Origin of the sequence: Enterovibrio makurazakiensis, from assembly GCF_050336585.1 — a bacterium.
Taxonomy (GTDB): domain Bacteria; phylum Pseudomonadota; class Gammaproteobacteria; order Enterobacterales; family Vibrionaceae; genus Enterovibrio; species Enterovibrio gelatinilyticus.
Genome location: NZ_JAKJSE010000022.1, coordinates 89,441 through 116,227, shown reverse-complemented (window position 1 = coordinate 116,227; position 26,787 = coordinate 89,441). Strand labels below are relative to the sequence as shown.

At 50.4% G+C, this 26,787-nt stretch carries 29 protein-coding genes; 15 read left to right on the top strand and 14 right to left on the bottom strand.

Annotation, left to right across the window (positions count from 1 at the left end; translation table 11 throughout):
- Window positions 1-9: 9 nt before the first annotated feature.
- The 5 genes from L4D06_RS17465 to flgB are packed head-to-tail and all read right to left on the bottom strand — an operon-like array spanning window position 10 to window position 3,464.
- The gene (locus L4D06_RS17465; protein ID WP_274164414.1) at window positions 10-741 is read right to left on the bottom strand and encodes a flagellar basal body rod protein FlgF; all 732 of its coding nucleotides are present in this window, start codon (window positions 739-741) and stop codon (window positions 10-12) included.
- A gap of 11 nt (window positions 742-752) precedes the next feature.
- Window positions 753-1,958, bottom strand: a complete 1,206-nt coding sequence (gene flgE / locus L4D06_RS17460; RefSeq protein WP_274164413.1) for a flagellar hook protein FlgE — start codon at window positions 1,956-1,958, stop codon at window positions 753-755.
- Between the two features lie 25 nt (window positions 1,959-1,983).
- On the bottom strand, window positions 1,984-2,655 hold the full coding sequence (locus L4D06_RS17455) for a flagellar hook assembly protein FlgD (protein WP_274164412.1): 672 nt from the start codon (window positions 2,653-2,655) through the stop codon (window positions 1,984-1,986).
- Window positions 2,656-2,663: 8 nt separating this feature from the next.
- Window positions 2,664-3,083, bottom strand: coding sequence for a flagellar basal body rod protein FlgC (gene flgC, locus L4D06_RS17450; RefSeq protein WP_429740545.1), 420 nt, complete (start codon window positions 3,081-3,083; stop codon window positions 2,664-2,666).
- Window positions 3,084-3,089: 6 nt separating this feature from the next.
- A complete protein-coding gene (gene flgB / locus L4D06_RS17445) occupies window positions 3,090-3,464 on the bottom strand; it encodes a flagellar basal body rod protein FlgB (RefSeq protein WP_429740559.1) in 375 nt (124 codons plus the stop codon).
- 74 nt (window positions 3,465-3,538) lie between these two features.
- Between flgB and flgA the strand changes: the two genes are divergently transcribed.
- From flgA to L4D06_RS17430, 3 genes are all read left to right on the top strand, one after another.
- Window positions 3,539-4,291 (top strand): flagellar basal body P-ring formation chaperone FlgA, encoded by a 753-nt coding sequence (flgA, locus tag L4D06_RS17440; RefSeq protein ID WP_429740544.1) that lies wholly within the window; start codon window positions 3,539-3,541, stop codon window positions 4,289-4,291.
- A 97-nt stretch (window positions 4,292-4,388) separates the two neighbouring features.
- Complete coding sequence (gene flgM, locus L4D06_RS17435) at window positions 4,389-4,664, top strand: flagellar biosynthesis anti-sigma factor FlgM (RefSeq protein WP_429740543.1); 276 nt, start codon at window positions 4,389-4,391, stop codon at window positions 4,662-4,664.
- Window positions 4,665-4,757: 93 nt separating this feature from the next.
- Window positions 4,758-5,192 carry a flagella synthesis protein FlgN gene (locus L4D06_RS17430; RefSeq protein WP_274164408.1) on the top strand — a complete coding sequence of 145 codons (435 nt, stop codon included), beginning with the start codon at window positions 4,758-4,760 and terminating at the stop codon, window positions 5,190-5,192.
- 82 nt (window positions 5,193-5,274) lie between these two features.
- On the opposite strand, the gene L4D06_RS17425 is transcribed toward L4D06_RS17430, so the two are convergent.
- From L4D06_RS17425 to L4D06_RS17390, 8 genes are read right to left on the bottom strand one after another with little or no spacing between them, the layout of a single operon-like run.
- Window positions 5,275-5,712: a flagellar export protein FliJ gene (locus tag L4D06_RS17425; protein ID WP_274164407.1), complete on the bottom strand. Its 438-nt coding sequence runs from the start codon at window positions 5,710-5,712 to the stop codon at window positions 5,275-5,277.
- A gap of 2 nt (window positions 5,713-5,714) precedes the next feature.
- Window positions 5,715-7,055: a flagellar protein export ATPase FliI gene (gene fliI, locus L4D06_RS17420; protein ID WP_429740542.1), complete on the bottom strand. Its 1,341-nt coding sequence runs from the start codon at window positions 7,053-7,055 to the stop codon at window positions 5,715-5,717.
- Complete coding sequence (gene fliH / locus L4D06_RS17415; RefSeq protein ID WP_274164405.1) at window positions 7,048-7,746, bottom strand: flagellar assembly protein FliH; 699 nt, start codon at window positions 7,744-7,746, stop codon at window positions 7,048-7,050. Before fliH ends, fliI begins: the two co-directional genes overlap by 8 nt.
- Window positions 7,747-7,748: 2 nt before the next feature.
- The gene (gene fliG / locus L4D06_RS17410; protein WP_274164404.1) at window positions 7,749-8,756 is read right to left on the bottom strand and encodes a flagellar motor switch protein FliG; all 1,008 of its coding nucleotides are present in this window, start codon (window positions 8,754-8,756) and stop codon (window positions 7,749-7,751) included.
- Window positions 8,743-10,422, bottom strand: coding sequence for a flagellar basal-body MS-ring/collar protein FliF (gene fliF, locus L4D06_RS17405; protein WP_429740541.1), 1,680 nt, complete (start codon window positions 10,420-10,422; stop codon window positions 8,743-8,745). Before fliF ends, fliG begins: the two co-directional genes overlap by 14 nt.
- Window positions 10,423-10,434: 12 nt before the next feature.
- Window positions 10,435-10,779, bottom strand: a complete 345-nt coding sequence (gene fliE, locus L4D06_RS17400; protein ID WP_274164402.1) for a flagellar hook-basal body complex protein FliE — start codon at window positions 10,777-10,779, stop codon at window positions 10,435-10,437.
- 46 nt (window positions 10,780-10,825) lie between these two features.
- A complete protein-coding gene (locus L4D06_RS17395; protein ID WP_429740540.1) occupies window positions 10,826-12,259 on the bottom strand; it encodes a sigma-54 interaction domain-containing protein in 1,434 nt (477 codons plus the stop codon).
- Window positions 12,256-13,257 carry an OmpA family protein gene (locus tag L4D06_RS17390; protein WP_274164400.1) on the bottom strand — a complete coding sequence of 334 codons (1,002 nt, stop codon included), beginning with the start codon at window positions 13,255-13,257 and terminating at the stop codon, window positions 12,256-12,258. Before L4D06_RS17390 ends, L4D06_RS17395 begins: the two co-directional genes overlap by 4 nt.
- A gap of 588 nt (window positions 13,258-13,845) precedes the next feature.
- Between L4D06_RS17390 and L4D06_RS17385 the strand changes: the two genes are divergently transcribed.
- From L4D06_RS17385 to recG, 12 genes are all read left to right on the top strand, one after another.
- Window positions 13,846-14,736: a flagellar motor switch protein FliM gene (locus tag L4D06_RS17385; RefSeq protein ID WP_274164399.1), complete on the top strand. Its 891-nt coding sequence runs from the start codon at window positions 13,846-13,848 to the stop codon at window positions 14,734-14,736.
- A gap of 9 nt (window positions 14,737-14,745) precedes the next feature.
- Window positions 14,746-15,102: a flagellar motor switch protein FliN gene (fliN, locus tag L4D06_RS17380; RefSeq protein WP_274164398.1), complete on the top strand. Its 357-nt coding sequence runs from the start codon at window positions 14,746-14,748 to the stop codon at window positions 15,100-15,102.
- Window positions 15,102-15,833, top strand: a complete 732-nt coding sequence (gene fliP / locus L4D06_RS17375; RefSeq protein ID WP_274164397.1) for a flagellar type III secretion system pore protein FliP — start codon at window positions 15,102-15,104, stop codon at window positions 15,831-15,833. The genes fliN and fliP overlap by 1 nt, the downstream gene beginning before the upstream one ends.
- A 2-nt stretch (window positions 15,834-15,835) precedes the next feature.
- Entirely contained in the window at window positions 15,836-16,105 is a 270-nt protein-coding gene (fliQ, locus tag L4D06_RS17370) for a flagellar biosynthesis protein FliQ (protein ID WP_274164493.1), read from the top strand.
- A 3-nt stretch (window positions 16,106-16,108) separates the two neighbouring features.
- Window positions 16,109-16,879 carry a flagellar biosynthetic protein FliR gene (fliR, locus tag L4D06_RS17365; RefSeq protein ID WP_429740539.1) on the top strand — a complete coding sequence of 257 codons (771 nt, stop codon included), beginning with the start codon at window positions 16,109-16,111 and terminating at the stop codon, window positions 16,877-16,879.
- A 2-nt stretch (window positions 16,880-16,881) separates the two neighbouring features.
- Entirely contained in the window at window positions 16,882-18,012 is a 1,131-nt protein-coding gene (gene flhB / locus L4D06_RS17360) for a flagellar biosynthesis protein FlhB (protein WP_429740538.1), read from the top strand.
- A gap of 9 nt (window positions 18,013-18,021) precedes the next feature.
- Window positions 18,022-20,127 (top strand): flagellar biosynthesis protein FlhA, encoded by a 2,106-nt coding sequence (flhA, locus tag L4D06_RS17355; RefSeq protein WP_429740537.1) that lies wholly within the window; start codon window positions 18,022-18,024, stop codon window positions 20,125-20,127.
- Window positions 20,128-20,283: 156 nt separating this feature from the next.
- Window positions 20,284-20,907 carry a guanylate kinase gene (gmk, locus tag L4D06_RS17350; protein WP_274164393.1) on the top strand — a complete coding sequence of 208 codons (624 nt, stop codon included), beginning with the start codon at window positions 20,284-20,286 and terminating at the stop codon, window positions 20,905-20,907.
- Window positions 20,908-20,964: 57 nt separating this feature from the next.
- Window positions 20,965-21,240 (top strand): DNA-directed RNA polymerase subunit omega, encoded by a 276-nt coding sequence (gene rpoZ / locus L4D06_RS17345; RefSeq protein WP_028025821.1) that lies wholly within the window; start codon window positions 20,965-20,967, stop codon window positions 21,238-21,240.
- Between the two features lie 24 nt (window positions 21,241-21,264).
- Window positions 21,265-23,370, top strand: coding sequence for a bifunctional GTP diphosphokinase/guanosine-3',5'-bis pyrophosphate 3'-pyrophosphohydrolase (spoT, locus tag L4D06_RS17340; RefSeq protein ID WP_274164392.1), 2,106 nt, complete (start codon window positions 21,265-21,267; stop codon window positions 23,368-23,370).
- Window positions 23,371-23,466: 96 nt separating this feature from the next.
- Entirely contained in the window at window positions 23,467-24,159 is a 693-nt protein-coding gene (gene trmH / locus L4D06_RS17335; protein ID WP_429740536.1) for a tRNA (guanosine(18)-2'-O)-methyltransferase TrmH, read from the top strand.
- Between the two features lie 90 nt (window positions 24,160-24,249).
- Entirely contained in the window at window positions 24,250-26,331 is a 2,082-nt protein-coding gene (gene recG, locus L4D06_RS17330; RefSeq protein WP_429740535.1) for an ATP-dependent DNA helicase RecG, read from the top strand.
- A 72-nt stretch (window positions 26,332-26,403) separates the two neighbouring features.
- On the opposite strand, the gene L4D06_RS17325 is transcribed toward recG, so the two are convergent.
- Window positions 26,404-26,778, bottom strand: coding sequence for a GntR family transcriptional regulator (locus L4D06_RS17325; protein ID WP_274164389.1), 375 nt, complete (start codon window positions 26,776-26,778; stop codon window positions 26,404-26,406).
- Window positions 26,779-26,787 lie beyond the last annotated feature (9 nt).

Genomic DNA, 26,787 nt, shown 5'->3' with positions numbered 1-26,787 from the left:
TTACGAGGATCAGTTACCACGGACAACGCGATTACCGGTAGAGGCAAGATCCTCAGCGGCTTTCATCATCTTGACCTGGAACTCAAAATTTCGGGACAACGCGATATTGTTGACCAAGGCATCAATGGCGTTAACGTTGCTGCTTTCTACATAACCTGACGCCACGGTGACAGTTTCATCCATTGCTGCAGGCTCTCCGCCTCGCATACGGAAAAGACCATCATCGGACTTGCGTAGCTGCGCGTGATCCGGCTTGATGAGCTTGAGGCGACCGATTTCCTGCACTGCAGTAGCACCTGCAGTGACCACGGAAATGGTACCGTCAGAGCCAATAGTCAGTTTTTCATGTTCGGGAATCACGATCTGACCACCGTCGCCAATCACAGGGCGATCACCCAGCAGCAACTCACCGTTTTCATTCAGGTGAAACGAGCCAGCACGGGTGTAGGCTTCATCGTCTTCGCCCGCTTGAACGGCAAAGAAGCCGTCGCCACGAATGGCAACATCCAACGGGTTATCGGTGTGCTTTAGCGCACCAACCGAGAAGTCAGTGCCGCCATCGCGTGCGGCAACCAAGGTGCGAGTTTGATAACCCTGACCAGTCACCTCGACGCTCTGCGCCTGTTCGATATCCGTGCGGAAGCCGTCCGTGCTCACGTTGGCAAGGTTATTGGCGTGTACCTGTTGCGACATCATCACGCGTGTCGCACCCGATACAGCAGTAAAAAGCATCTTATCCATGGTTTAGCCCGTTACAGGTTCTGGAACAGGATCTGAACCATTTCTTGGTTAGCCTGAATGGTTTTGGCGTTAGCTTGGTAGTTACTTTGCGCAGACATCAAAGACACCATTTCGCCCGTTAGATCCACGTTAGAGCCTTCGTACATACCTGTACGCAGCGCACCAAATTGACCCGTACCAGGCTGACCATACAACGCAGAGCCGGAAGAGAAACTCTCCGTCCAACGTGTACCGCCTGCTTGCTGCAGACCTTCTTGGTTAGCAAAACGTGCCAGCACCAATTGGCCTTGAACCTGTGTTTTACCGTTTGAGTAACGCGCAAACACCGAACCGTCTTGGTCGAAGTACCAACCCGCTAGCTTGCCGGGTGCATAACCATCTTGTTTGTTCTCGTTGATGGAGAACTCGCTACCAAATTGGGTGAAATCAGCCACGTCCATTTTCAGCGTCATTTCCGCTGAGCCGTTGCTTGGCGTGAACGTCAACGACACTGGCTCTGTTGGTTTGGTTAGCTCACCGTTGGCGTCAAACTCTAAGTTAGCGCTCTCGGTAGGCGCGGCATCGCCATCCACCAAGTAATGCGTGGTCCACTTGTTGTCGTCGGTTTTCACGTAGTATTGGGTTACTTCGTGCTCGCCGCCCAGTGAATCGAATACGGTGGTGGTCGCGCTGAAAGTAAACGATGATGGGTCATCTTTGTCGAACGGCGTCGCCGTTGTATCAACCACGGTTGCGCCCGCATCCAAGTTCACGCCCAGTGACACTTTTGAGGTCACTTTTGCTGCCATGTCTGCGGTTGAGATTTGCAGATCGGTCAATGAACCGTTTTGGATATCGCCTGTTTGCGATACGCCGAAACCTTGCAAACGGTAGCCATCCGACGTAACTAGGTAGCCATCGGCATCCAAGTTGAATACGCCGTTACGCGAATACATTTGCTGACCATTGTTCTGAACCATGAAGAAGCCTTCACCGTTAATCGCAAGGTCACTGTTGCGGCCTGTTGCTGTTGTTGCGCCGCTGGTAAAGCTTTGACGAATGGCGCTGGTTTCGACACCACCCATTTCGCCGCCACCAAACTGCGGTGCGTAAACATCTTGAAACTCGGTACGTGATGCTTTGTAGCCAATGGTGCCAACGTTGGAAATGTTGTGGCTGATGGCATTGATTTGGTCTGAAGTTGCGCGAAGGCCACTTAATCCGATATTGATAGACATTTATTTAAGATCCTTTGTTCAACCGTTAGGCCGTAATTTCACGCATGTCGTACATCGACATTTTCCCAATGCCTTTCAGGCTCAGCATGATCGCGCCGCCACCAGAAGGGATATTCACTGATTCGACTTCCGCCGCAATCATCACGCTGTGTGTGCCCGCGTCATCGCCGGTCTCGCTCACAACTTCAAAATGAAACTCGCCTGCGCCAAGCTCTTCCGCTGAAATCTCGAACTCAGCAAGACCGGCTGGCTGTGCGCCCAGTTTAATTTCGTCAACAACTTTGCCTTTGTCGTCGTAGATCACCACTTTTGCGCTGTCTACGGCTTCATCGAACTGCACGCGGCCTTCAACCACTTGGTTCTCTTTCAGCTCAAGGCCGTTGTTCACGTCCATCAGCACTTTCTTGCCAACAAGGTTGGTGGCTTGAAGCATCTCAACGTTGGTCATACCGATGTTCAAGTTGCCTAAACCAGCTTTCACGCCTTCCAAACTTTCAACCGCTGACATCATGCCCAACTGGGTCAGGTATTCCGTACCGTCTGTCGGGTTCAATGGGTTCTGGTTTTGGATCTGTGCCACCATCATGGTGAGGAAGTCGTTACCCGTTGGGTTAACGCCATTGGCACCCACTTGCGCTTCACTTGCTACGCCCGGAGCGTTGTACATCGCTTCCGATCTTACTTGTGCTAAGCTCATTCCGGCTCCTAGCTCGTCTGTCCAAGGCGCAGAATGCTTTGCTGCATGCTTCGTGCACGCGTCATCACATCGACGTTGGTTTCAAAATTGCGTGATGCAGACATCATGTCGGCCATTTCTTCAATCGGGTTCACTTGTGAAAAGAACACATACCCTTCTTGATTTGCCTGCGGGTGATTCGGCTCATAGCGGCGCTGAAGAGGCTCGGTGCTCTCTTGTACGTCTTTAATTCGTACCATCGCGCCTTGTGTGCCGCCGTCTGATTCGATCATCACGGTTTCGAAAACCGGACGTTTTGCACGGTAACCATTTTGCTCAGAGCCTGACACCACATCCGCATTCGCGAGATTACTCGCCACCGCGTTAAGGCGTACGGTTTGAGCGGTCATCGCAGAGCCTGCGATTTCATAAATGCTTGAAAAAGACATGCTTTATTACTGCCCCTTAATCGCAGATCGTAATCCGCTAAACTTCATGTTTAAAAACGTCATGCTGGTCTCAAATGCCATGGCATTTTCAGCAAACTTCGCTTGTTCGATACCCAGTTCCACCGTGTTACCATCTTGCGAGGGCTGCATCGGGTTGCGATAAAGCATCTCGTGGTGTTGCGATATGCTGCGACGTTGCATGTGCTTCGTTCGCGCTTGACTCGCCACGCTATCCATCGCATTTTCAAAGCTAATATCACGCGCTTTGAAGTGAGGGGTATCGGCATTCGCTAAGTTGCCGGCGATGACCTTTGCGCGTTCAGTTCTAAACGCTAAAGCACTCGGGTGAACCCCTAACGCTTGTTCAAAATCGATGGCCATGTTGTCCGTCACACAATATAAATTCTCTGCCATTAAGCATTTATCGTGCCAAACAATTTGAGGCTAATTTTTCAATGAGTTACGAACAGATCGCACAGGAGTCCGCCCCTAAGCGGAAGCAACGCTTCCTCCTGCATTTTCTGTGCAGTTGGGCACTCCTTGGTGTGTTGTTAGCAGCGCCCGTGGCACAGGCCAACGCATCAACGCTAAGTCGCGAGGAGGTGGTCGCTTACATTGAGCGGTCAGTCAACGCGTTTGCACGCTCGATAAACAGTCATTCCGTTGATGTCACGGTGGATGAATTTAAGATCCCTGGTGTGTGCGACACCCCTGTGAAGATGGAACTGAGCGACCCAAGCAGGCCAGTGGGGCGCATGACACTCACACTCATCTGCGAACAGCCCCGTTATTGGAAAACGCGAGTCAAAGCCCAATCGGCTGTGACGGTTGATATGGTAGTGGCGAAAAAACCGCTAAAACGTGGACAAAGTATTCAAGGCGGCGATTTAAGCTCAAAAGCCGTCAATATCGCCTACGTTCGATACAGTTACTTCACTGAAAAGAAAAAACTTATCGGCAAGGTGGTGAGCAGAAACGTGTCTGCAGGGCGTGTGCTCACTCCCCGCTTGGTGGAGATGCCTGAGTGGGTGAAGCGCGATGATGTGGTGATTATTGAAGCACGACGCGATAATATGCTCGCCCGAATGAAGGGCATTGCTTTGGAAAGTGGCAGTGAGGGCGACACCATTCGGGTGAAAAACATCACCTCAGAGAAAGAGATTCAGGCTACGGTTTCTGCGCCCGGTACCGTCTCCACCACGTTTTGATCTGCCGCGACCACAATTTTTCATTTTTTGACTTAAGTTCTCAACAAATGTGGTCGTCTTGTTATTATCAGAACACAGATTATTTGGGTATTGGGCGATGATCGGAAACATTGGATTCACACAGTCCACAAGCTATGTGCGTGAAACAAATACCGTTGGCGCAGAAAAAACGCCAGCCAAGCAAGCGTCAAATGTTGAACTAAGTGCCGACATGCGCACCTTAAATGCGGCGAAAGAGTCCATTAAGCACGCTTCTGACGTGGATATGGATAAAGTGGCAGCAATGAAAGCCATGCTGAAAAGCGGCAACCTCGACGTGAACCTAGACAACCTAGCCGACAGCATCGTTGAGTATTACTCGCCATCTAAGTAACACGACAGGTAACGCGCAATAAATAACGCAATCACGTCGTGTTGCCATGGCGAAAAAGCTTCATCAACCACATTCTCAGGCTCGACGTAAATCATGACCGATCGCACTACCCTTGTGAAAAACCTATTGTCTGATCTGGCAAACGACGCTGCGCAATATGCAGATCTTGAATCTCTGCTGTCGCAGCAACATACCTTCTTGAACCGTCGAGAAAGTCAGTCACTCAATACCATTAATGCCCGCGTTCAGCCCTTGATGGATTCGCTAAATTCACGCGCACAGCGCAGAGTGAAGTGTCTTGAATTGCTGGGTGTATCCGCCGATGACGCGGGAATGAGGAAGGTATTGGCTGCATTGCCTGAAGCCTATGGTCGACAAGGTTTGACTCACTGGCAGAGCATTTACGATCTGGCAAAACGTTGCCAAGAGCAGAACAACGCCAATGGTCGTTTACTGGCTCAACAAAAGCAGATTTTTGACAAACTGCTAAAACCTGAAAACGCATTTAGCTACGCGCCCAATCTCTAATTTTCAACCGCACTCGCTTTTGAAATCAGATCACGCCTTAGAGAGTGGACTTATCCGCTCTCTGATATCCAGTTAGCAACCGTTAGCGACACAAACGACGACGAAAACTCGCCTGCATGGCCAGCTCATCCATCATCTTCTGCTCGCTTTTGGCTTTCTTTTGATTGATGGCGGTAAGACGCTTTTCAATCACTTTCTCGCACATCTTTACTTGTCGATGCTGAGAGACCACGCGCTCATTGACGCTGCGAAGCTCGATTTCAGATAGCGCCATCTCTTGCTTTTGCATCACGCTCAAACTTTCTAGCTGTCCGCGAAAACGCACCGTGCCTTTCATTAAAATGGCCGACACCTGATTGCCCGTTGAAAACCCATATTGGGTCTTCAACCCTTCTAGTAATTCGAAACGTTCTTGATGCGCCAAGTGGGTACGAGTGGCATTTCCCGCTTGGGCTTTCAAATCGTCCAATCGCTTTTGTTGCTGATCACGATAGCCTGAGACGGCAGCAATACGTCGCATAATTACTCTACACCCGGTAATTGCATGATTTGTCCAAGGCTGTCATTGAGCGTGACTTTCTCGTTCATGGTTTGCTGAAGAAACTGACAAATAGAAGGGTATGCTTGCACAGCCAGATCGAGCGTACGATCTGAGCCCGGCTGATAACCCCCAAGTGAAATGAGCTCCTGAACCTGACGGTATCGGGCGTACAGTTGCTTCACCCTTTGTGCGCGTCTGAGATGATCGGGTGACACAATTTGCGGCATGGCTCGGCTGATCGACTGTTCAATGTCGATAGCGGGATAGTGTCCCTGCTCTGCCAATTCACGATTCAAAACAATGTGACCATCCAAAATCGCACGCGCTGCATCGGCGATAGGGTCTTGCTGATCATCGCCTTCGGATAAAACCGTATAAAACGCGGTGATGGAGCCACTGTCTTTCGCGCCATTACCGGCTCGCTCGACAAGCTGAGGCAACAGACTAAAGACTGAAGGCGGATAGCCTTTGGTGGCTGGCGGTTCGCCGACAGCCAACGCGATTTCACGCTGGGCTTGTGCGTATCGCGTCAGCGAGTCCATCAGCAATAGGACATCTTTACCCTGATCGCGAAAGTATTCGGCGATGCGATGGCAAAGAACAGAAGCGCGAAGTCGCATCAGCGGTGAATCATCCGCTGGCGAGGCAATCACCACGGCATTGCGCATGCCTTCTTCGCCCAACGAATGCTCGATAAATTCACGCACCTCTCGGCCACGCTCACCAATCAAACCGACAACCGTAATTTGTGCGGTGGTGTTGCGGGTCATCATACCCAGCAACACACTCTTGCCGACGCCTGAACCTGCAAACAAGCCTAACCGCTGACCTTTACCCACGCAGAGCATGCTATTGATTGCGCGAACGCCCACATCAAGCTGCTCAGAAATAGGCTGGCGTTTGAGCGGGTTGATGCTCTCCCCTTGTAAGGGGACACGCTGCTCGCAATAAAGCGGTCCTAAGCTGTCTAGCGGTTCGCCCAACCCATTGAGAACACGCCCCAACATGTTTGGGCCAACTTGAATTTTGCTGTCACCGTGCAATGGCAACACACGGCTTCCCGGGCGCAACCCCGTGGTGTGCCGAATGGGCATTAACACGGTGGCGTGGCGATCGAACCCGACGACTTCCGCTTCCACCAAATCACCGTGATCGGTTTCCACCAAACAACGCTGACCGGTACACAAACGACACCCTACCGCTTCCATAGTAAGGCCAGCCATTCTGACTAAGCGCCCATAGCTGCGCGCCACCGGAATGTCTGGAATGTGTTGGCTGGCAGTGGTTAAACGCGCCGTGAGTTCAGAAGCAAAATCACGCATCGGCCATCAAGCTCTCACGCACCGCATCCATGCAGGCATCCAATCGCTCTTCGGTGTCGGCGATGGCTTCTGCATCTTCACTGATCACACGGCAACTGCCGGTTGCCAGTGACTCGTCTTGTCGCAACTCCCAACCAGACACTGCATCTGGCATTAGCTCAATCAAACGCTGGCAATCACTCGGGTTCAAAAACACGGTGATCTGACTTTTCTGCTCTGGGATTTGTGCCAAGGTCTCTTCAATCAGTCTCAACATTTGACCTGGTTGAAGGGTTAGCTCGGCACGAATCACCTGACGAGCCACCTTCTGCACCAAATCGCAGATCATTTCGCTTTGGTCGCGAACATGCTGATGAAAAAGGGTTTCAATCTGCTTGGTCAGTTGGTCTACCGCTGCAACAGAGCCACTCATGTGCCCGCGCACTTGTTCAACACCTTGCTGGACGCCTTGCTGTCTACCTTCGAGTAGACCTTGCTGCGTACCCGCTTCGATGCCTTGCGACAAACCTTCCTGATAGCCTTGCTCATGGCCTTTTTGCTGACCATCGTCAAAACCATTTTGGTAGTCATCCTGATAACTTGTGCCTTCTTCGGCGAACATGTCATCATCTGACCCCATTAAAGGCGGAAAGTGATAGTTTCGAAATTGACCCAGTTGTGGGTGCAGGATCAGTGGGCTATTTTTTTTCATGGTTATTCCATTACTGGCTCACTGAAAAGTTGCAACTCAACGTCACCGGACTCACTGAGCTGGCGAAGTAAGGCAACCATTTCTTTTCTGGCTTCTTCCACCGCACTGATACGCACGCGGCCTTTTCCTTCAATCGCTTCACGCAAGTATTGCGCAGCACGTTTTGGCATGGTGGCAAAAACTTTGTCCATCAGCTCTGGGCTTGCACCTTTAAGTGCGATAGCCAAGGTGTCTTGGTCAATGTCTTGAATGAGTCGCTCCAGCGTCTCTTCGCTTTGCTGCTCAAGAATACTGAAGTTGTACATCTTGCTTTCAAGGCGCTCAACCAACTCAGGGTCGTGCTCTTTCAATCCTTTCAGCACTTTCATGCTTTGCGCTGGTTGCAGACGGTTGATGATCGCCGTGGCTTGATCGGTACCGTCGATTGGCGTGCTGTTTTGGTGCGTCGGCTGATCGAGGAAGCGATTAATCAGCACCTGCACTTCTTCCATCATGCTTGGATGGATTTCGCTTAGGTTGGCTACGCGATACAGCAGATCGTCCATGCTGTCTTCTGGCAAACGCATCAAGACTTCTGACGCAATCTCCGGGTCAAGGTAGGCCAAGAACACGGCTTGCATCTGCGGGTGCTCGCTACTGATCAATTCCGCGATTTTTGCAGGCTCTAACCACTGCAAAGACTGCAAGTTCTGCTTGAGCGTGTCGCCATAAATCGAGTTCAACAGCGGTTGGGACAATGAACGCCCCAGTGCTTTGTTCAGCGTGCGTTCTAAGTAGGCGCGAGATGCGCCTGAAATGCCGGATTCAGATTTAAAGTCGTTAAAGAAACGGCCATACACCTGTGACACTTCGTCGTTTTTCAGCGCAGGCAAACTGGCCATTGCCATGGTCAGTTGACGAACCTGTTCACGATCGAGTTGTTTCAACACGTTCGCGGCAGCTTCTTCTCCCATACTGAGCAATAGGATAGCGGCATGCTCTATGCCGGCGTTAAGTTCAACTGTCTGCATTTTTCGGTGTGATCCACTGTTTTACAACATGAGCGACGCGCTCAGGCTCGCGCTCAGAGAGCATTTGCAAATACGATGATTGGACTTCTAACCCCGTTTCCGGCGTCGGTAAGTCTGGCAATTCTTTCACGGCTGCTGCGGGCGTGATCACCTCAACAACCCCTTCATTTTCTGCCGCCAATGCTGGCGCCGCTGCGTTTGTACGCTCTAGCGCAGTCGCGGTTGGCGGTAATCCTTGCACGTCGTTATTGGCGTCAACGTTAAGGTTACGCTGCTCTTTTCGTGAAGGAGTGCCCGACAGCGCACGGATAGCCGGGCGAATGATCACCAGCAATATCACCAAGGCAACAATCGCGGAAAGGATATAGCGCAAGTAGTCCAGCCAGATGCTTTCCATCCACCATTCCGGTGTCGAGGTCAGTAAGGTTGGGGCTTCGGTATTAAACGGGTGGACGAACAAACTCAGTTTGTCGCCTCGCGCTTCATCTAATCCCAACGCATCCGATAGCATCACGCGAATATTGTCTTGCTGCGCAGCGGTAAAACGATCCGGTTCGCCATTAAGCAACACAGAAACACTAACGCGCTCGATGGTGCCTTGCTGGTATTTGATGTGCTTTAACGTGCGGTCAATGGCGTAGTCCGTCGATGACTCACCACGGTTTTTCACGAGGTTATCTTCGGCTTCGCCATCTTCTTCCGGTGGACGGTTACTGAGTGCGCCCGGTACACCTGCGGCGTCTTTCTGGCTGTCGCTATCAAACGAGTTGTATTCGTTTCTCACTGTGCCTTGCGGTGCGTAGGTTTCTTCGGTGGACTCAATACGGTCGAAATTCACATTGGCAGCCACTTCCACTTGGAAGTTATTGAGGCCAACCATTGGACGCAGCATTTTCGCTGCACTCTCAACGTACTCACCTTCTAGCTTTTGGATATAGCTCAGGTGTTGGCTATTACCTTGGCTGCTGAGGCCAGCGCCGTTACCAATTTGGTTCGACAACAGGTTGCCGTGTTGGTCAATCACGTTAACGCGTTCGGCTTGCAAGTCCGACACGCTGCCCGCAACCAAATTCACGATGGCTGAAATGTTGTCACCATGAAGCTCACGCCCCGGCATCAACACCACCACGACCGATGCGGATGGCAGATCTTTGTTACGTCCAACAAAGAGGGTTTGCTTAGGAATCGCCAAATGCACACGTGCATTGCTGATGCCTTCAAGCGTCATGATTGAACGAGCAAGTTCACCTTCAAGACCATGACGGTAACGGGCATTTTCCACAAACTGGCTGGTGCCGAGCGCAGAGTCTTGCGTCAGGATTTCGAGCCCTGTCGGTTTTGCCGCTTCGATACCTGCCGCCGCCATGGCAATACGCGCCTTCGCGATCTGGGCACGCTCTACCATGATGTTGCCTTTTTGCGGCTCGACATAGTAATCAAAACGGTTCTGTTCAAGTGCGGCAATCACCTGATTGCGATCGTATTGTTCTTGCTCGCCATACAGTGGACGGTATTCTCCGCCTTGCCACAAACCAAGCACCACTGCCACGGCAACCGCGACAGCAATAATACTCAGCAAAGCAACAAAACGTGTACCACCGAGCACACGCTGAGGCGTGACTGTGCCGTTAAGCAGGGTCATTTTGTTTTTCAAAAAATTGGTCACCGATCCCACCCATTAAACCGGCATTTTCATGACGTCGTCGTACGCCATCATGACGCTATTTCTCACCTGTACCATGGCGGTAAACGATAGGCTCGCTTTCTGACTGGCAATCATCGCGCCGACCAAGTCATCGCTTTGACCGGTGTCGACAGCGGTCATTTTTTGCGATGCTTCCTGACCTTGACTGTCTACATTGCGAATCGCGTTAGAGATAATATCGGTGAAAGAAACTTGGCCCACAGCACCATTGCTCAGTGGATTTGGTGCAATTGAAATCGCGTTCATGTCCGTCACGCTTTGGCGAACATCACTGATTTGGCTCAGAACACTGTCTAAGCCCATTAGGTCATTTTGCATTTCAGCATTCTCTACGAGGGTTGGTACTGTCTAGGGTCTGTTGACCCTAATAGTGGAATGAAGGCTCAGCCAAATCGTTCGGGCCATGAGCTAAGATTTGTTCAATGTCCCACCCGTTTTCACGCATGGTTTGAATTTTGTAGCGAAGCGCTCGTGTGCTCACACCGAGCTCTTCTGCCGATTTACTGCGATGCCCATCGAACCGACGTAGCGTGTCGATAATGGTATCGAACTCCGCCAGTTTTCGGCTTTTTCTCAAACTGGGTTTGTCGTTCGTCATACGCTGGCGATTAGGTTCTATCGGCGCAGGGGTATCTACAACCACTGCGTCCAGTTCAGGCAGATCAGACATGGCGAATGCCCCTGGCAGCATCAAGTCTTCTGCACGGATCACGCAGCCACGGCTAAGCACCATCGCACGCTGAATTACGTTCTCCAGTTCACGAACATTGCCCGGCCATGGGTAGGTTTCCAGCAACTGCTTGGCGTCACTCGAAAAGCCAATAGACTCGTGATAATCCGGCACATAACGCTTAATCATGTTGCTCGCCAACGGCAAGATATCCTGCTTGCGCTCTCTCAGCGGCGCACATTGCAACGGGAATACGTTCAGTCGGTAGTACAAATCTGAACGAAAGCGCCCTTCTGCCACTGCCACTTCCAGATCCAAATTGGTTGCAGCCAACACGCGGATATCGAGTTTGATCTTCTTATTGCAGCCTAAACGCTCAACTTCTCGCTCTTGCAGGACACGCAGCAATTTCGTTTGCATTGCCAAAGGCAGCTCACCGATTTCATCAAGCAGCAAAGAGCCTTGGTTCGCGACTTCCAATTTGCCTGGATGAGACTGTATCGCGCCCGTAAATGCGCCTTTGGCGTGACCGAATAATATGGACTCAATCATGCTCTCTGGTAGTGCTGCACAGTTAATCGCAACAAAAGGGCCATTGGCTCGTGGTGAGGCATTGTGAATAAATCGCGCGAGCACTTCTTTACCCGTGCCACTTTCACCGTTGATCAACACAGAGGCATCAGTTTGTGCCACGCGTTGAGCCATTTGAAACAATTGGCGGTTGTGTGCAGATTCTGTCACCACATCGCTATTGCCGTGTCCGATGGTTTTCAATCGGTTCACTAGCTGCGACAGGTGGAAAGATTCGAACGGAGCCAGCAAGTAATCGACCGCGCCGTGTTGCATGGCACGAGACACTGAGCTGGCCTGATCGCCCATAGCAACCACAACAGCTGGCCCACCAAATTGCTTAAGTACGCGATGCCCAAGCAACTCAGCAGCATCAACACCCTGCGCATATTGGCTTGGGATCAGCACCATATCCCATTTGGCTGACTGCAGTGTGGCGGCGAATTCATCCCAGCTCTGCGTCTGAGTCAATTCGTAGTCCACATGTTGCGTCGCCAAACGCGGAGAGTGCTGAACATGTCGGCACTGAAGCATCAGTATTTGCCATTTTTGTTTCATGATTTACCCGACACGGCCTTCTTAATTAAACGTACAGAAACGTACCGATTTTTATTCTGTTTATTTTTTTCTGTATCGTCGGCAACAAGGTATCTATCACCGTGCCAGCGAAATTCCATTTTTGCCAAAGGCACACCCGCTTCTGCTAAAACGGAACCGACTTCTTCTGCGCGAGCTTGAGCAAGTCGCAGGTTCGCCACGCTGCCTTTTGCATCGTTGGCATAGCCATCAACCAACACACGGGTTATCGCTTTGTCATTGGCAAGCAGTTCGGCAATCAACGACAAGTCTTCCATTTCGTCGAGTCCGATTTGGTATTCGTCACGCTCAAAGTGAATCGTGGTATTACGCGCCGAGGCGTAGCTGATTGGCAACATGTTCGCGCGGCACGCATTGAATTTTTCAGATGCACTAGGAAAATGCACATTCGGTACTTGAAGGCTGTGAATTTGGTTTTGCTGGCCTTTAACACTAATCCAAAGCCAATCACCACCAGCAAGTGTGTCATAAAGCGACTGCGCTTTTTTTAGTGTCACACCACCATCAAGCCGCACATCCACTTCGCCGGTGTATTCAAATGTACTCAATACATCGACATGCCAAGGTGGTGGGATCGATTCGACCGACACCAATTTCTCAATCTGGCTGCCAGACTTTGGTTGTACGTGCACGCTAATGGCTTCATCTGGCGAAGCAATGATTTGAACAGAACCAAAACCATTAATCTGGTGCGTAAGTTCACAACGACTCTCATTACCATCAAAGTGCCAACGGCTACCGTCTAAGTCAGACAGCCAAATACGTTCCGCGGAAAAGGCAACCGGTGTGAACAAAATTAATAAAGTAAGTAAGCGCCTCATGAGGTACTTCGATCTCCAGCAAAACGCGAACCAAACTAGGCGAGTAATTGTTTCATGCTCATCCACCAAACGAGACCAAGCATCGACACTGAAAGCCGGAAAAATGGGGCTGTATTCAGCAGACATGTCACTGCGCATAACTCGCTCTTTTGGCGAGAAAGTGGCCTTGTTTGGGTCTTAAAACTGCATGTCTACAATTCCATCCACACCCTCAGGCGCGAATAAGAAAACAATCTCGACGTCAAGTCAACTGTCAATTTTTTGATTTCTGACACGCAAAAATAATACACTAGCCATTTAAACGTCAAAATTAACAATATCCAGATAATTAATCCGCACATGCTGCAAAAATAACACCAAACCGCACATTTATCTGGACATGCCTAGAAGGGGGATAATTATATCCACCCAAGTACAAATTGAGAGTTTTTCCCTCTAATAGAAATTGGTAATGGCACTAGGATCATGAAATGAAAGATCGCCAAATAAATAGTCAATTGCTTGTGATTGACAAAACCCTGCTCAATCCGTAGTCTCCCGACACTTTTTGTCTAATATGATTGACTACTGTCGCAAAACCCCACTAATTGCTCTCGCTCTATGTGATTGAATAATCGACGCAATGACAAAAAACACACTTTTACGAAAGACTGTCGGTGCTATCCGGCCTCTACGTTTTTTACCGAATACGATGTTCGTAATGCGGTTTATCTATTGCCAATGGTTATGACTAAGAGAAGTAAAATCATCGCTGAACCTGAACTTGGCGAAGTCAGGGCCTATGATCTAGCCAGCCCTGAACATCGCGTCGGGGCCGTGCAGGCAATCATTGACAATGTGTGCAAACAATTTGAACGACTGGCAAAGCAGATGTTTCAACACACGCTGCGTTGCCCTGTGGAGTTTCAATTTTTGCAACAAGAAGCCATAAAACTGCAGGAATATTTGCAACCGCTGAGCAAGCAGTCGCTTTACCGTGAGTTTAATGTTTCACCGCACAACATAGGCGGTACATTGGCTATCGAACGGGACTTACAGTTCTTTTTGGTTGATTTGTTTTTTGGCGGCAAAGGGCTGTCAAAAGGCCGAACTGAAATCAGTGACACTGAGCTTCGCTTGGTAGAACGTTTCTTCAGCCAAATTCTGCATCAGTACTCCATCGCTTGGCAGACAGTGACGCAATGGCAGTGCCAATTGCAGTCGCGTAATAGCTTACAACTGAGTTCATCAGCGCAAGCCGGTCAGCTTTATCAGGTGTGCCGTTTTTCAATGAATGTTGGTGGTCATAAAGGTTGGGTAGATATCAGTCTTCCATCCAATGGCTTGGATTTTCTTCGTGACCAACAAGCGAAAAGTGAAGATGTTGCTACGGACCCTGAGCTACAACGTATCGTCAATGCCACGCTGAAAAAAGCGCCTATTCGTCTTCACAGTACGCTTTGCGAGCGTCAATTACCGCTTGGCGACATCATGGCGCTAAAAGTCGGTGACGTGATACCGGTAGAGTTGCCAAGTGAAGTGGTGGTTCGTGCAGGGCAAACCCCATTATTTACCGCGAAGGTTGCAGAAAACAACGCAACCTTGGTGCTGCAAATTCAAAATATCATCGAACAGTAATAGAGCATCATGACTGACTTAAATTCTGATTTAACGCTCGATCTTAATGACTTAGATCTGGGCGGACTTGGTGCTGACACTCTGCCGACAGTGGCAAGCAGCAGCAACGACATGGGCTTCATCCGCAACATTCCTGTCAACCTGACATTGGAAGTAGCGAGCACTGAGCTCATGGTTGGCGATCTCATGAATATCTCCATCGGTTCTGTGATTGAGCTAGATAAGCTCAGTGGTGAACCAATGGATGTGCGTGTTAATGGCACGCTACTTGGCCATGCAGAAGTCGTTATTGTTAACAACAAATACGGCCTGCGCCTTGTGAATGTTGTTGATGAAAAAGACATGCTCAAGGGGCTCGCAGGCTAATGCGACACAAGCCTCTGCTGGCACTATTGCTCTTCCTTTGCAGCCTGCCCGTTTTCGGGCAGGATTTGTCTGTGCTCAGCATAACTGGGCCAGATGGCACGGAAGAATACAGCGTCAAGATGCAGATTTTCCTGCTGATGACCATGCTGAGCTTCTTGCCAGCCATGCTTTTGATGGTAACCAGTTTCACCCGTATCATCATCGTGTTGGGCATTTTACGCCAAGCGATTGGCTTGCAACAAAGTCCTCCCAACCGTGTACTGGTTGGTATCGCGCTGACATTGACGCTGTTTATCATGCGCCCCGTCATCAATGACATTCATGAAAACGCCGTTCAGCCGTATCAAAGCGGTGAGGTCACGCTTCAACAAGCGCTGTCGATTGCGGAAGTGCCACTAAAAACCTTCATGCTGCAACAAACACGGGAAGCTGATCTCGACCAAATTTTACGCATTGCCAATGAGCCAGCCTATAACCCTGATGAGGATATAGAGCTGTTGCTGTTGATGCCGGCGTTTGTGCTCAGTGAGCTAAAAACTGCTTTCCAGATTGGTTTTATGCTGTTTGTGCCCTTTCTGATCATCGATATCGTTGTTTCCAGCGTCTTGATGGCGATGGGTATGATGATGCTGTCTCCACTGATCATCTCTCTGCCGTTCAAGCTGATGGTATTCGTGATGGTTGATGGCTGGACCATGCTGGTTGGCACCCTAACAGCGAGTTTTGGCTGATGATGGGAACAGAGTTCATTGCCGCTTTTTTTGGCGATGCCTTACTGCTGATTGTCAGCATGGTGTGTGTGCTGGTGTTGCCGGGTCTATTGGTCGGCTTGGTCGTGAGTATTTTTCAGGCCGCGACACAAATCAACGAACAAACCCTTAGCTTCTTACCTCGCCTTTTGGTCACTCTTGCCATGCTAGGTTTTGCGGGCCCTTGGATGATGCGTAAAATGGGCGACCTTTTTGCGCGGCTGTTCCAAGACATTCCCCACCTGATTGGATAGCCAATGTTCGAGCTAACTGCCGCTCAGGTCACGGCGTGGTTTGGCCAGATTTGGTGGCCGTTTCTTCGCATTGGATCCTTCATGATGCTAGTGCCTATCTTTGGTGGCGCTAACATGCCCGCGCAAGTGCGCGTTGGCTTGACCATGATGATTTGCATCATTGCCGCTCCCCTGATGCCACCTATGCCTGAAGTCGATCCCCTTTCTCTCGACGCAATACTGATTGCTGGCAGAGAAATACTGATCGGCGGCATCTTAGCCCTGTTGATTGAATTGCTGTTCTCGATATTTATGACCTTAGGCCAAATCCTGTCGACACAAATGGGTCTGGGGATGGCAATGATGAACGACCCCATCAACGGCGTCAGTATTGCAGCTATTGGTAAGTACTATCAGCTTTACGCTGTGTTGCTGTTTCTGGCACTTAACGGGCACCTTGTTGCACTCGAGATCGTCGTACAGAGTTTCAATACCTGGCAGGTAGGCGACTTCCCAAGCCAACATGTATTGGACACAGTGATCACCCAGTTCAACTGGATGATTGGCGCTGCGTTGCTATTGTCACTGCCTGCTGTGGTGGCAATGCTATTGGTGAACATTGCGTTCGGTGTGATGAACCGCGCCGCCCCTCAACTCAACGTGTTTGCATTGGGTTTCCCGATGACCATGCTTTTGGGCCTGATGTGCTTGTTCCTGACCTTGTCAGGCATTCCGGATAACTTCGCCCGTTTATGCGGTGAAATCCTGACGCTAATGACAAGGCTGGAGGGCTAACCATGAGCGACAGCAGCAGTTCACAGGACAAAACAGAACGACCCAGTGAACAGAAAATCCGAAAAGCACGTGAGGAAGGAAACTTACCCCGCTCCAAGGAACTGGTCACTGCGCTCATGACCATCGCGTCGGCACTACTGTTGAATGCTTTCTCTTCCGCCATGTATGACATGATCGTGACCATTTCTCAAATGACGTTGGCGCTGGATAAAGAGTCGGTATTTTCGACCGCAAAAATGACAGAGTACTTATGGCAAAGTGCGCTCGCCGCGACGTGGGCCATCGCGCCCATGTTTGCCCTAATTTTAATGGTCACGGTCGGCGCAAACCTTTTGCGCGGAGGATGGAACGTCTCATCGAAAGCAGCCATGCCGAAAATGTCAAAGTTAGACCCAATCGCGGGAGTTAAGCGCATTTTCTCTGCAAACTCCTTGGTAGAACTGATTAAAAGCATTCTGAAAGTGGCGCTGATCAGCTGGGCACTCTATGCCCTGCTCAACCACTATTTAACGGACATTATCGCGCTGCAACGCACTTCGCTCAGCGCCGCAATTCCTGCGTTTCTTGACCTACTTTGGACAGGATTGTTTGTTTATGGCCTTGCGTTGCTCTTGATTGCTGTTCTTGAGTTGCCGTACTCCTCTTGGGATTACATTCGCAAACTCAAAATGACCAAACAAGAGACAAAAGAAGAACATAAAAACAGTGAAGGTCGACCAGAAATTAAGGCCAAGATTCGTCAACTGCAGCGCCAGATGTCGCAACGTGCCTTGACCAATACCGTGCCGACAGCGGACGTCATTATTACTAACCCGACGCATTATGCGGTGGCGTTAAAGTATGACTTATCAAAAGCCAAAGCCCCGTTTGTTGTCGCCAAAGGCGTAGACGAAGCCGCGCTACAGATTCGTCAAATCGCTAAGCAACACGAACTGCCAGTGATAGAGGTTCCCCCTCTTGCTCGTGCGGTGTACTACTCCACGAACGAGTGGCAAGAAGTACCGGCGCAACTGTATGTCGCCGTTGCCCATGTACTGAATTACATCTTCCAGTTGGATCAATATAAGCAAGGTCGACAAACCAGTCTGCCTGCTCTGCCAACGGTCGTTGTCCCTGAAGAACTACGTCGATAAGCCGTGATCATGAAAACGAAAATTGCCACCATCAGCCAACTATTGGCGAAAGGAAAGCTGGGCGTCCCCCTGCTGCTAATGACCATTCTCGCAATGGTCATGCTCCCGATCCCTCCGTTTGTGCTGGATATCCTGTTTACCTTCAACATCGTGCTGGCATTGATGGTGATGTTGGTGGCGGTCTACAGCAAAAAGCCGCTCGATTTCTCGGTATTCCCGACGATCTTGTTGGTGGCGACCTTGCTACGACTGGCACTGAACGTTGCTTCTACCCGTGTGGTTTTGCTGCATGGTCACGAAGGTGGCGACGCCGCCGGTAAGGTTATCCAAGCCTTTGGTGACGTTGTTATCGGCGGTAACTATGTGGTCGGTATGGTGGTGTTTGTCATTCTGATGATCATCAACTTTGTCGTGGTCACCAAAGGTGGTGAACGTATTTCCGAGGTAAGCGCCCGCTTTACCTTGGATGCGATGCCAGGCAAGCAGATGGCTATCGATGCCGACCTCAACGCCGGCATTATCGACCACCTTGAAGCTAAAACGCGCCGTGAAACTATCGCCACCGAAGCCGATTTCTATGGTTCGATGGACGGTGCGTCAAAATTCGTTCGTGGTGACGCCATTGCCGGTATGTTGATTCTGTTTATCAACATCATTGGTGGTATCGCCATTGGCGTGTTCTCGAATGGCCTCGATTTCTCTGAAGCATTCAAGACCTATGCATTGCTCACCATTGGTGATGGTCTGGTTGCCCAGATCCCGTCATTGCTGCTCGCAACTGCAGCGGCCATCATCGTAACCCGCGTTAGCGATGCTTCCGATCTGTCTGGCCAGATATCACGCCAAATGCTGGCCTCGCCAGTGGTCATCTTTGTGGTAGCAGGTTTGATGCTGGTTCTGGGTCTCATCCCCGGCATGCCACATCTTGCCTTCTTAAGCTTTGCCGCTGTGCTAGCGTTTGTGGGCTGGAGAATGCAATCTCCTGCGGAAAGCCCGCAGATTGCCGAAGACCTCGCCCGTGCAGAAGCGCTGGTAGACAGCAGCCCTGCCCTGCAAGAAAACCTTGAAATCAACGCCACTGACATTCCACGTGTTCATGCGATGAGCCTGATGGTGGGCTACCGACTGGTTAGCCTTATCGACCGTCGCCAAGGCGCAGAAGTGCTAAACCGCCTTGCTGGTATCCGTAAAACACTGTCTGAAAAGCGCGGGTTTGTGATCCCGCAAATCCATGTCAGAGATGATTTGGGTCTTGAGCCAAGCGAATATCAAATTGCGGTGCGTGACGCCAACGTGATCAAAGTTGATTTGGAAATGGACCATTTGCTCGCCATTAATCCAGGGCAAGTGTTTGGGGATGTCGACGGCATTCTGACTCGTGACCCCGCTTACAACATGGAAGCGGTATGGATTAAACCGACAAATAAAGATAAAGCCGTGAACCTTGGTTATACCGTGGTTGACCACGCGACCATCATTTCGACGCACATCAGTAAAGTGTTCAACGAATACGTGGAAGATGTTTTAGGCCCAGACGAAGTAGAGAGTGTGATGAGTCGCCTGTCCCAACTCAACACTCGCCTTGCTGATGACTTGCGCCAAAAACTCACCCCGCAACAATTATTGCGTGTGTTTCGCCAATTAGCCGTTGATGGTGTGTCACTGAATGACATCGTCACGATCGCCAACTCACTGATCGAATCCTCTGAATTGTCGAAAGACCCAATTTTGCTCTCAGCCGATATTCGCTGTGCCTTGCGCCGCAATATTCTCAGCGGATTAGTGGGCACGGCACACGAAGTGGCTGCCGTTACCTTATCCGGCGATTTGGAACAAATGCTGATGGGCGCACTCAGTCAGGCGCAAACAAGTGGTCATGTGCAACTTGATGGCTTCGCCCTAGAACCCACATTGATTGATAAACTGCAACGTAGCTTGCCAGAAGTGCTAGATTCGATGCGGATCAACGGACATCCACCTATCTTGTTAGTCATGCCACAACTGCGCCCATTACTCGCTCGATACGCACGCGTTTGCGCACGTGGGTTGTACGTGTTGTCATTCAATGAAATCCCCGATGATCGCAGTGTATCGGTCGTTGGGAGCATGGGGTAATACACCTAAATTACGCTAGACGTGTTTTTGCGTGTTACTCTTATTACAAATAGCGACAAAGGCCATCGCAGAGAGTAAACAACACCAACGCTGGATTTTTTTTATCGAGCGTTCGTGGTACTCTGCGCGCCCTTTAACCTCACAGTGATCAAAACCATGAGCCAAGGTACGCTTTACATTGTTTCAGCGCCAAGTGGTGCCGGAAAATCAAGCCTGATTTCGGCGCTGTTGAAAGACAACCCTCGTTACGACATAAAAGTGTCCGTTTCTCACACCACCCGAGCAACTCGTCCGGGTGAAGAAGACGGTGTTCACTATCATTTCGTGCCGGTTGACGAATTCAAAGCACTGATCGAACAAGACGCGTTTTTGGAACATGCGGAAGTATTCGGTAACTATTACGGTACGTCACGTATTTGGATTGAAGAAATGCTGGCAAAAGGCATCGACATTTTTCTTGATATTGACTGGCAAGGTGCTCAGCAAATTCGTGAAAAAATGCCGTTGGCACAAAGCATCTTTATTCTTCCACCAAGTCGTGAAGAGTTAGAACGCCGTTTGAATGCCCGTGGTCAGGATTCTGATGAGGTCATCGCGAAGCGCATGGAAGAAGCCTGTTCCGAAATCTCCCACTTTAGCGAGTACGATTACGTTATAGTGAACGACGATTTTGACCTAGCTTTGATGGATCTTAAAGCCATTCTACGTGCCGAGCGCATGAAGCAAGACAAGCAAGCCAGCAAATATCACGACATGCTCGACAGATTGCTGGCACAATAGTCAACGCTTTTGTATAATTTTCGGTCATTTTGATTTTATTACTTACTGGAGTTCTTCATGGCACGCGTAACCGTTCAAGACGCTGTTGAAAAAATTGGCAACCGTTTCGATCTAGTATTGGTAGCAGCTCGTCGCGCACGCCAAATGCAAACTGGTGGTAAAGATGCACTGGTTCAAGAAGAGAACGATAAGTACACCGTTATCGCTCTTCGTGAAATCGAAGAAGGTCTGATCACGAAAGAAGTGCTAGACACTCGTGAACGCCAAGAGCAGCAAGAGCAAGAAGCGGCTGAAATGGCTGCTGTAAGCACCATCACAGGCTCACTCCGCTAATCTAACTTCAGGGAAACAGGCAGATTGTATCTCTTCGATAGCCTGAAAGAAGTCGCCGCACAATACTTGCCGGAGCCGCACTTAGAGGCACTCCGGCAAGCGTATTTGGTGGCGCGTGATGCCCACGAAGGGCAAAGCCGCTCCAGCGGTGAACCTTACATTATTCACCCAATAGCCGTTGCTCGTATCCTTGCGGAAATGCGTCTCGACCACGAAACCTTAATGGCAGCCTTGCTGCATGACGTGATCGAAGACACTGACGTAACCAAGGAAGACTTGCAGCAACGATTTGGTGATACCGTCGCCGACTTGGTTGATGGCGTGTCGAAACTCGACAAACTGAAGTTTCGTGACCGCAAAGAAGCGCAGGCGGAAAACTTCCGCAAAATGATCATGGCAATGGCCCATGATATTCGCGTTATTCTGATCAAACTGGCCGACCGCACTCACAACATGCGTACACTCGGTGCACTTCGCCCCGATAAACGTCGCCGCATAGCCCGCGAAACCCTCGAAATATTCTCACCACTTGCCCACCGCCTCGGTATCCACAACATCAAAGTGGAACTGGAAGAGCTTGGCTTTGAAGCGCTATACCCCAACCGCTATCGCGTGTTGAAGGAAGTGGTTATTCAAGCGCGCGGTAACCGCAAAGAGATGATCCAGAAAATCCATGCAGAGATTGAAGGCCGCCTTAGCGATGCCGGCATGAATGCAAAAGTGTTAGGACGCGAGAAGAACTTGTACTCTATCTACAACAAGATGAAGAACAAAGAGCAGCGCTTCCACACCATCATGGATTTATACGCGTTTCGTGTGATTGTTGACGACCTAGATACTTGTTATCGCGTGCTGGGCCAAATGCACAATTTGTATAAGCCTCGCCCGGGCCGCATGAAAGATTACATTGCCGTACCAAAAGCAAACGGCTATCAGTCTTTGCATACGTCAATGATTGGTCCACACGGCGTGCCGATTGAAGTGCAGATTCGTACTGAAGACATGGATCAGATGGCAGACAAAGGTGTTGCCGCACACTGGGCTTACAAAGACGGTGCTGATCGCGTTCAAGGTGAAACCACCGCTCAAGTTCGCGCACAACGTTGGATGCAAAGCCTGCTTGAACTTCAGCAAAGCGCAGGCAGCTCGTTCGAATTTATCGAAAGCGTGAAATCTGACTTGTTCCCTGATGAGTTGTTCGTGTTTACGCCAAAAGGCCGTATTGTCGAATTGCCTGTTGGTGCAACGGCAGTCGACTTCGCCTATGGCGTACATACGGATGTCGGTAACTCCTGTGTGGGTGCACGCGTAAATCGCAACTCCTACCCGCTGAGTCAACCACTGAAGAACGGTCAAACCATTGAGATCATCACAGCGCCGGGCGCACGTCCGAATGCGGCATGGCTCAACTATGTCGTGACCTCTCGCGCTCGCACCAAGATTCGTCAAGTGCTCAAAACCAAGCGCCGTGAAGAATCCTTGATCCTTGGTCGTCGCTTGCTCAACCATGCCCTTGGAGACTTTAACCTTCAGGACATGGAACCAGAGAACATCAACAAAGTCTTGCTCGACCTTAAGCTCGAGACCGTAGACGATTTGCTGGCCGATATCGGGTCTGGTGAGTTGATGAGCGTGGTGATAGCCAAACGCCTTCTGGGTGATGCTGACAGCTTAGAAGAACAAGGCGGTTGCCTGCCAATTCGCGGGGCAGAAGGCATTCTTCTTACCTATGCGAACTGCTGTCGCCCAATCCCTGGTGACCACATTGTGGGTCACGTCAGCCCGGGTAAAGGGTTGGTTATCCACCGTGAAGAATGTGCCAATATCCGCGGTTATAGCCAAGAGCCAGACAAATACATGTCTGTCGAATGGGGTGGAGACATTGACCAAGATTTCGTGACCGGTTTGCGTATTGATATGCACAACCACCAAGGTGCACTTGCTGATTTGACCAACGCCATTGCCGCGACAGGTTCAAACATTCAGGGACTGTCTACGGAAGAGCGTGACGGCCGTTTATATACGATTTACGTGAAGCTCACGACCAAGAACCGTGTGCATCTGGCCAATATCATGCGCCGTTTACGTGTCATGCCTAACGTGGTCAAAGTCAGCCGTCAGAAGAACTGATTTAGTACTCAGCGTGGCGCAGGCCCGTTCAAGCAATGTTCAGGCAACAAACAACAACGCCCGCCATTCGCGGGCGTTTTTATAGATGAGAACAAAATGACTCCAGAACGTTTTGCACGTATCCATGACGTGCTGGCTACCCGACAGCCCGATTTAACGGTCTGTATGGAAGAAGTCCACAAACCCAATAATATTTCAGCAATTATCCGCACCGCCGATGCGGTAGGCGTTCATCAAGTTCATGCCGTTTGGCCAAAGAACAGTAAAATGCGCACATTGGGCGGCACTTCAGCGGGTGCGCGTAACTGGGTTGATGTGGTCACACATGACACCACGCCTGAAGCTTTTGCGACAATGAAAGCCAAAGGCATGCAGATCTTAGTCACCAACCTGTCTGACACTGCTGTCGATTTTCGTGAGATTGATTACACCAAACCCACCGCGATTGTTATGGGTCAGGAAAAAACGGGGATCAGCCAGCAAGCCCTTGAATTGGCGGATCAAGACATCATCATTCCCATGATTGGTATGGTACAGTCTCTCAATGTCTCGGTCGCCAGTGCCCTAATTTTGTATGAAGCACAGCGGCAGCGGCAGAATGCAGGCATGTACCAGCGTACGCATACCTTGATCCCGCAAGACGAAGTTGACCGCATTATCTTCGAACGCGGGCATCCTGTACTGGCAAGAGTCGCCAAACGCAAAGGTCTGCCGTATCCTGCGCTAGATGGCCAAGGTCAGATAGTGGCAGATACCGCGTGGTGGGCACAAATGCAGGCCGCCAAATAAAGCCAACTCAACGAACCTCATCTATGTCGCCTAGGTAAGCTAGACAAGATGGATGGGTGACAATCACGATTCAGGAGAGATGAAACCGCCATGCGCGCTTCAATGTTAGATGCAGTTCCCGTCACCGCGCTGACTGGTGTGGGTGGAAAAATGGCGGAAAAGCTCGAGAAAATCGGCTTGTTTACCGTTCAGGATCTGCTGTTTCATCTCCCTTATCGCTATGAAGACCGTACTCGTGTCTGGCCTATTATGAGCCTAATGCCAGGGCAACATGCCTCGGTAGAAGGCGAGGTAGTGAACAGCAATATCTCGTTTGGTCGCCGACGCATGTTGACGGTCAAAATCACCGACGGTAACGGCTCCCTCACCTTGCGCTTCTTCAACTTCAACGCGGCAATGAAAAACAGCTTGGAGTCCGGCAAGCGCGTCAAAGCCTATGGCGAGATCAAACGCGGACAGGGCGGGCTCGAGATTATTCATCCCGACTACAAGGTATTTTCTGAACCCACAGAGCTTTCTCTAGAAGAAACCCTAACCCCTGTGTACCCAACCACAGAAGGCCTTCGCCAGTTAACGCTGCGAAACCTCACCGATCAAGCACTCGCCTTACTCGAAGGTGCCGCCGTACAAGAGTTATTGCCTGAGGGGCTATACGACCGACAAATCACGCTGAAAGATGCACTGATCACCCTGCATCGCCCCACCCCCGACATTTCTGTCGATGCGCTGGAAAACGGCGAACACCCTGCACAGAAGCGGCTGATCATCGAAGAGTTATTGGCGCAGAATTTGTCGATGCTGGCGGTACGCAGCAAGCTGCAACAAGACCCCACGTTTTCACTGCCACCGTCGGTGGATTTAGCCGCCAAACTGTTAGCGTCGTTACCGTTTTCTCCGACAGGTGCGCAGTCTCGTGTTGTCGCCGATATCGAACGTGATATGGGACTGACCAAGCCAATGATGCGTTTAGTGCAAGGCGACGTGGGGTCCGGCAAAACCTTGGTTGCCGCACTAGCGGCACTGCAAGCTATAGAACAAGGCTACCAAGTGGCGCTCATGGCGCCGACTGAGCTTTTGGCTGAACAGCACGCCATTAACTTTGCCAACTGGCTTGAGCCCTTGGGGATTTCCGTCGGCTGGTTAGCCGGAAAGCTAACTGGAAAAGCCAAAGAAGCGGAGCTCGCTAAGATTGCCAGCGGCGAAGCAAAGATGGTAGTCGGCACACACGCACTGTTCCAAAAGCATGTTGAGTTCGCTCAACTGGCGTTGGTTATCATCGACGAACAACACCGCTTTGGGGTTCATCAGCGACTCGAGCTGCGTGAAAAGGGCATGAAACAAGGTATTCACCCGCATCAACTGATCATGACGGCGACGCCTATTCCACGCACACTCGCCATGACAGCCTACGCAGATTTAGACACTTCCATTATCGATGAACTGCCACCAGGGCGAACCCCCATTCAAACCGTTGCCGTACCCGATACACGACGCATTGATATCGTCAATCGTGTACATGCTGCATGTATAGAAGAAGGCCGTCAGGCCTATTGGGTCTGTACCTTGATTGATGAATCTGAAGTGTTGGAAGCGCAAGCCGCCGCCGACACAGCAGATGATTTATCTCGCGCCCTGCCCGATCTCAATATCGGATTGGTACATGGCCGAATGAAAGCGGCAGAAAAGCAAGCCGTGATGAAGGCCTTTAAAGATGGCGAGCTTCACCTGCTTGTTGCCACCACCGTGATTGAAGTGGGTGTAGATGTGCCGAACGCCAGCTTGATGATTATCGAAAACCCAGAACGTTTGGGGCTGGCGCAATTGCACCAGTTACGTGGACGAGTAGGACGAGGCACAGTAGCGAGTCATTGTGTATTGCTCTATCACGCCCCCCTGTCCAAAACAGCGACCAAACGGTTGGGCGTATTACGAGAGAGCAGTGATGGATTTGTCATCGCACAACGAGATTTGGAAATTCGTGGCCCCGGAGAGCTTCTAGGCACCAAGCAAACAGGCTTAGCAGAATTTAAAATTGCGGATTTGGTTCGCGATCAGAAACTGATCCCTGAAGTGCAGAAACTGTCGTTGTATCTACACCAGAATTATCCTGACAACGCCAAAGCCATCATTACGCGTTGGTTAGGTAACAAAGACAAATACAGCAACGCCTAAACGGCACAGGCAGACTGACAGCGAGAGTTGATGAAGCCCCATCAGCGCTCGCATAGCTTACGCTAGAGCAGATCACTCATCTTCCCAGTACTGCATCACCAGCGCCATCACTTCTGATTTGCTATACCCAACTTCGCGAGCATCGACGATCAGATTTTTCAGTGATGGTTCAATAAAGCCAAATCGGTCTTCCATACGCGCATTCAGTCCATCACGCGCCACCAACATACCCACGCCGCGCTTACGCTCAAGCCAGCCAAGCTCTTCCATGTTCTGATAACAACGAGAAATGGTCATTGGGTTGATATTTAGCTCTGCAGCTAACTTCCTGACAGACGTCAGTTTTTGCCCCGGCTTTAAGGTCCCCGCCACAATTTGACGCTGGATCTGCGTCATCAATTGACGGAACTTCGGTGATGGATCCTGCGGGTCGATGACAATGTGCATTTTTCTTCC

What these genes read in the sequence shown, in the direction of transcription:
- flgA (WP_429740544.1), top strand. Translation starts at nt 3,539, where the DNA reads ATGAGTTACGAACAGATCGCACAGGAGTCCGCCCCTAAGCGGAAGCAA.
- L4D06_RS17390 (WP_274164400.1), bottom strand. Translation starts at nt 13,257, where the DNA reads ATGCGCAGTGACATGTCTGCTGAATACAGCCCCATTTTTCCGGCTTTC.
- fliE (WP_274164402.1), bottom strand. Translation starts at nt 10,779, where the DNA reads ATGCAAAATGACCTAATGGGCTTAGACAGTGTTCTGAGCCAAATCAGT.
- L4D06_RS17425 (WP_274164407.1), bottom strand. Translation starts at nt 5,712, where the DNA reads ATGCGACGTATTGCTGCCGTCTCAGGCTATCGTGATCAGCAACAAAAG.
- flgE (WP_274164413.1), bottom strand. Translation starts at nt 1,958, where the DNA reads ATGTCTATCAATATCGGATTAAGTGGCCTTCGCGCAACTTCAGACCAA.
- gmk (WP_274164393.1), top strand. Translation starts at nt 20,284, where the DNA reads ATGAGCCAAGGTACGCTTTACATTGTTTCAGCGCCAAGTGGTGCCGGA.
- L4D06_RS17455 (WP_274164412.1), bottom strand. Translation starts at nt 2,655, where the DNA reads ATGAGCTTAGCACAAGTAAGATCGGAAGCGATGTACAACGCTCCGGGC.
- fliN (WP_274164398.1), top strand. Translation starts at nt 14,746, where the DNA reads ATGACTGACTTAAATTCTGATTTAACGCTCGATCTTAATGACTTAGAT.
- fliP (WP_274164397.1), top strand. Translation starts at nt 15,102, where the DNA reads ATGCGACACAAGCCTCTGCTGGCACTATTGCTCTTCCTTTGCAGCCTG.
- L4D06_RS17430 (WP_274164408.1), top strand. Translation starts at nt 4,758, where the DNA reads ATGACCGATCGCACTACCCTTGTGAAAAACCTATTGTCTGATCTGGCA.
- L4D06_RS17385 (WP_274164399.1), top strand. Translation starts at nt 13,846, where the DNA reads ATGACTAAGAGAAGTAAAATCATCGCTGAACCTGAACTTGGCGAAGTC.
- fliR (WP_429740539.1), top strand. Translation starts at nt 16,109, where the DNA reads ATGTTCGAGCTAACTGCCGCTCAGGTCACGGCGTGGTTTGGCCAGATT.
- fliH (WP_274164405.1), bottom strand. Translation starts at nt 7,746, where the DNA reads ATGAAAAAAAATAGCCCACTGATCCTGCACCCACAACTGGGTCAATTT.
- fliI (WP_429740542.1), bottom strand. Translation starts at nt 7,055, where the DNA reads ATGCGTGATTTTGCTTCTGAACTCACGGCGCGTTTAACCACTGCCAGC.
- recG (WP_429740535.1), top strand. Translation starts at nt 24,250, where the DNA reads ATGCGCGCTTCAATGTTAGATGCAGTTCCCGTCACCGCGCTGACTGGT.
- flhA (WP_429740537.1), top strand. Translation starts at nt 18,022, where the DNA reads ATGAAAACGAAAATTGCCACCATCAGCCAACTATTGGCGAAAGGAAAG.
- L4D06_RS17395 (WP_429740540.1), bottom strand. Translation starts at nt 12,259, where the DNA reads ATGAAACAAAAATGGCAAATACTGATGCTTCAGTGCCGACATGTTCAG.
- fliG (WP_274164404.1), bottom strand. Translation starts at nt 8,756, where the DNA reads ATGCAGACAGTTGAACTTAACGCCGGCATAGAGCATGCCGCTATCCTA.
- flhB (WP_429740538.1), top strand. Translation starts at nt 16,882, where the DNA reads ATGAGCGACAGCAGCAGTTCACAGGACAAAACAGAACGACCCAGTGAA.
- flgM (WP_429740543.1), top strand. Translation starts at nt 4,389, where the DNA reads ATGATCGGAAACATTGGATTCACACAGTCCACAAGCTATGTGCGTGAA.
- flgC (WP_429740545.1), bottom strand. Translation starts at nt 3,083, where the DNA reads ATGTCTTTTTCAAGCATTTATGAAATCGCAGGCTCTGCGATGACCGCT.
- L4D06_RS17325 (WP_274164389.1), bottom strand. Translation starts at nt 26,778, where the DNA reads ATGCACATTGTCATCGACCCGCAGGATCCATCACCGAAGTTCCGTCAA.
- rpoZ (WP_028025821.1), top strand. Translation starts at nt 20,965, where the DNA reads ATGGCACGCGTAACCGTTCAAGACGCTGTTGAAAAAATTGGCAACCGT.
- flgB (WP_429740559.1), bottom strand. Translation starts at nt 3,464, where the DNA reads ATGGCCATCGATTTTGAACAAGCGTTAGGGGTTCACCCGAGTGCTTTA.
- trmH (WP_429740536.1), top strand. Translation starts at nt 23,467, where the DNA reads ATGACTCCAGAACGTTTTGCACGTATCCATGACGTGCTGGCTACCCGA.
- L4D06_RS17465 (WP_274164414.1), bottom strand. Translation starts at nt 741, where the DNA reads ATGGATAAGATGCTTTTTACTGCTGTATCGGGTGCGACACGCGTGATG.
- fliQ (WP_274164493.1), top strand. Translation starts at nt 15,836, where the DNA reads ATGGGAACAGAGTTCATTGCCGCTTTTTTTGGCGATGCCTTACTGCTG.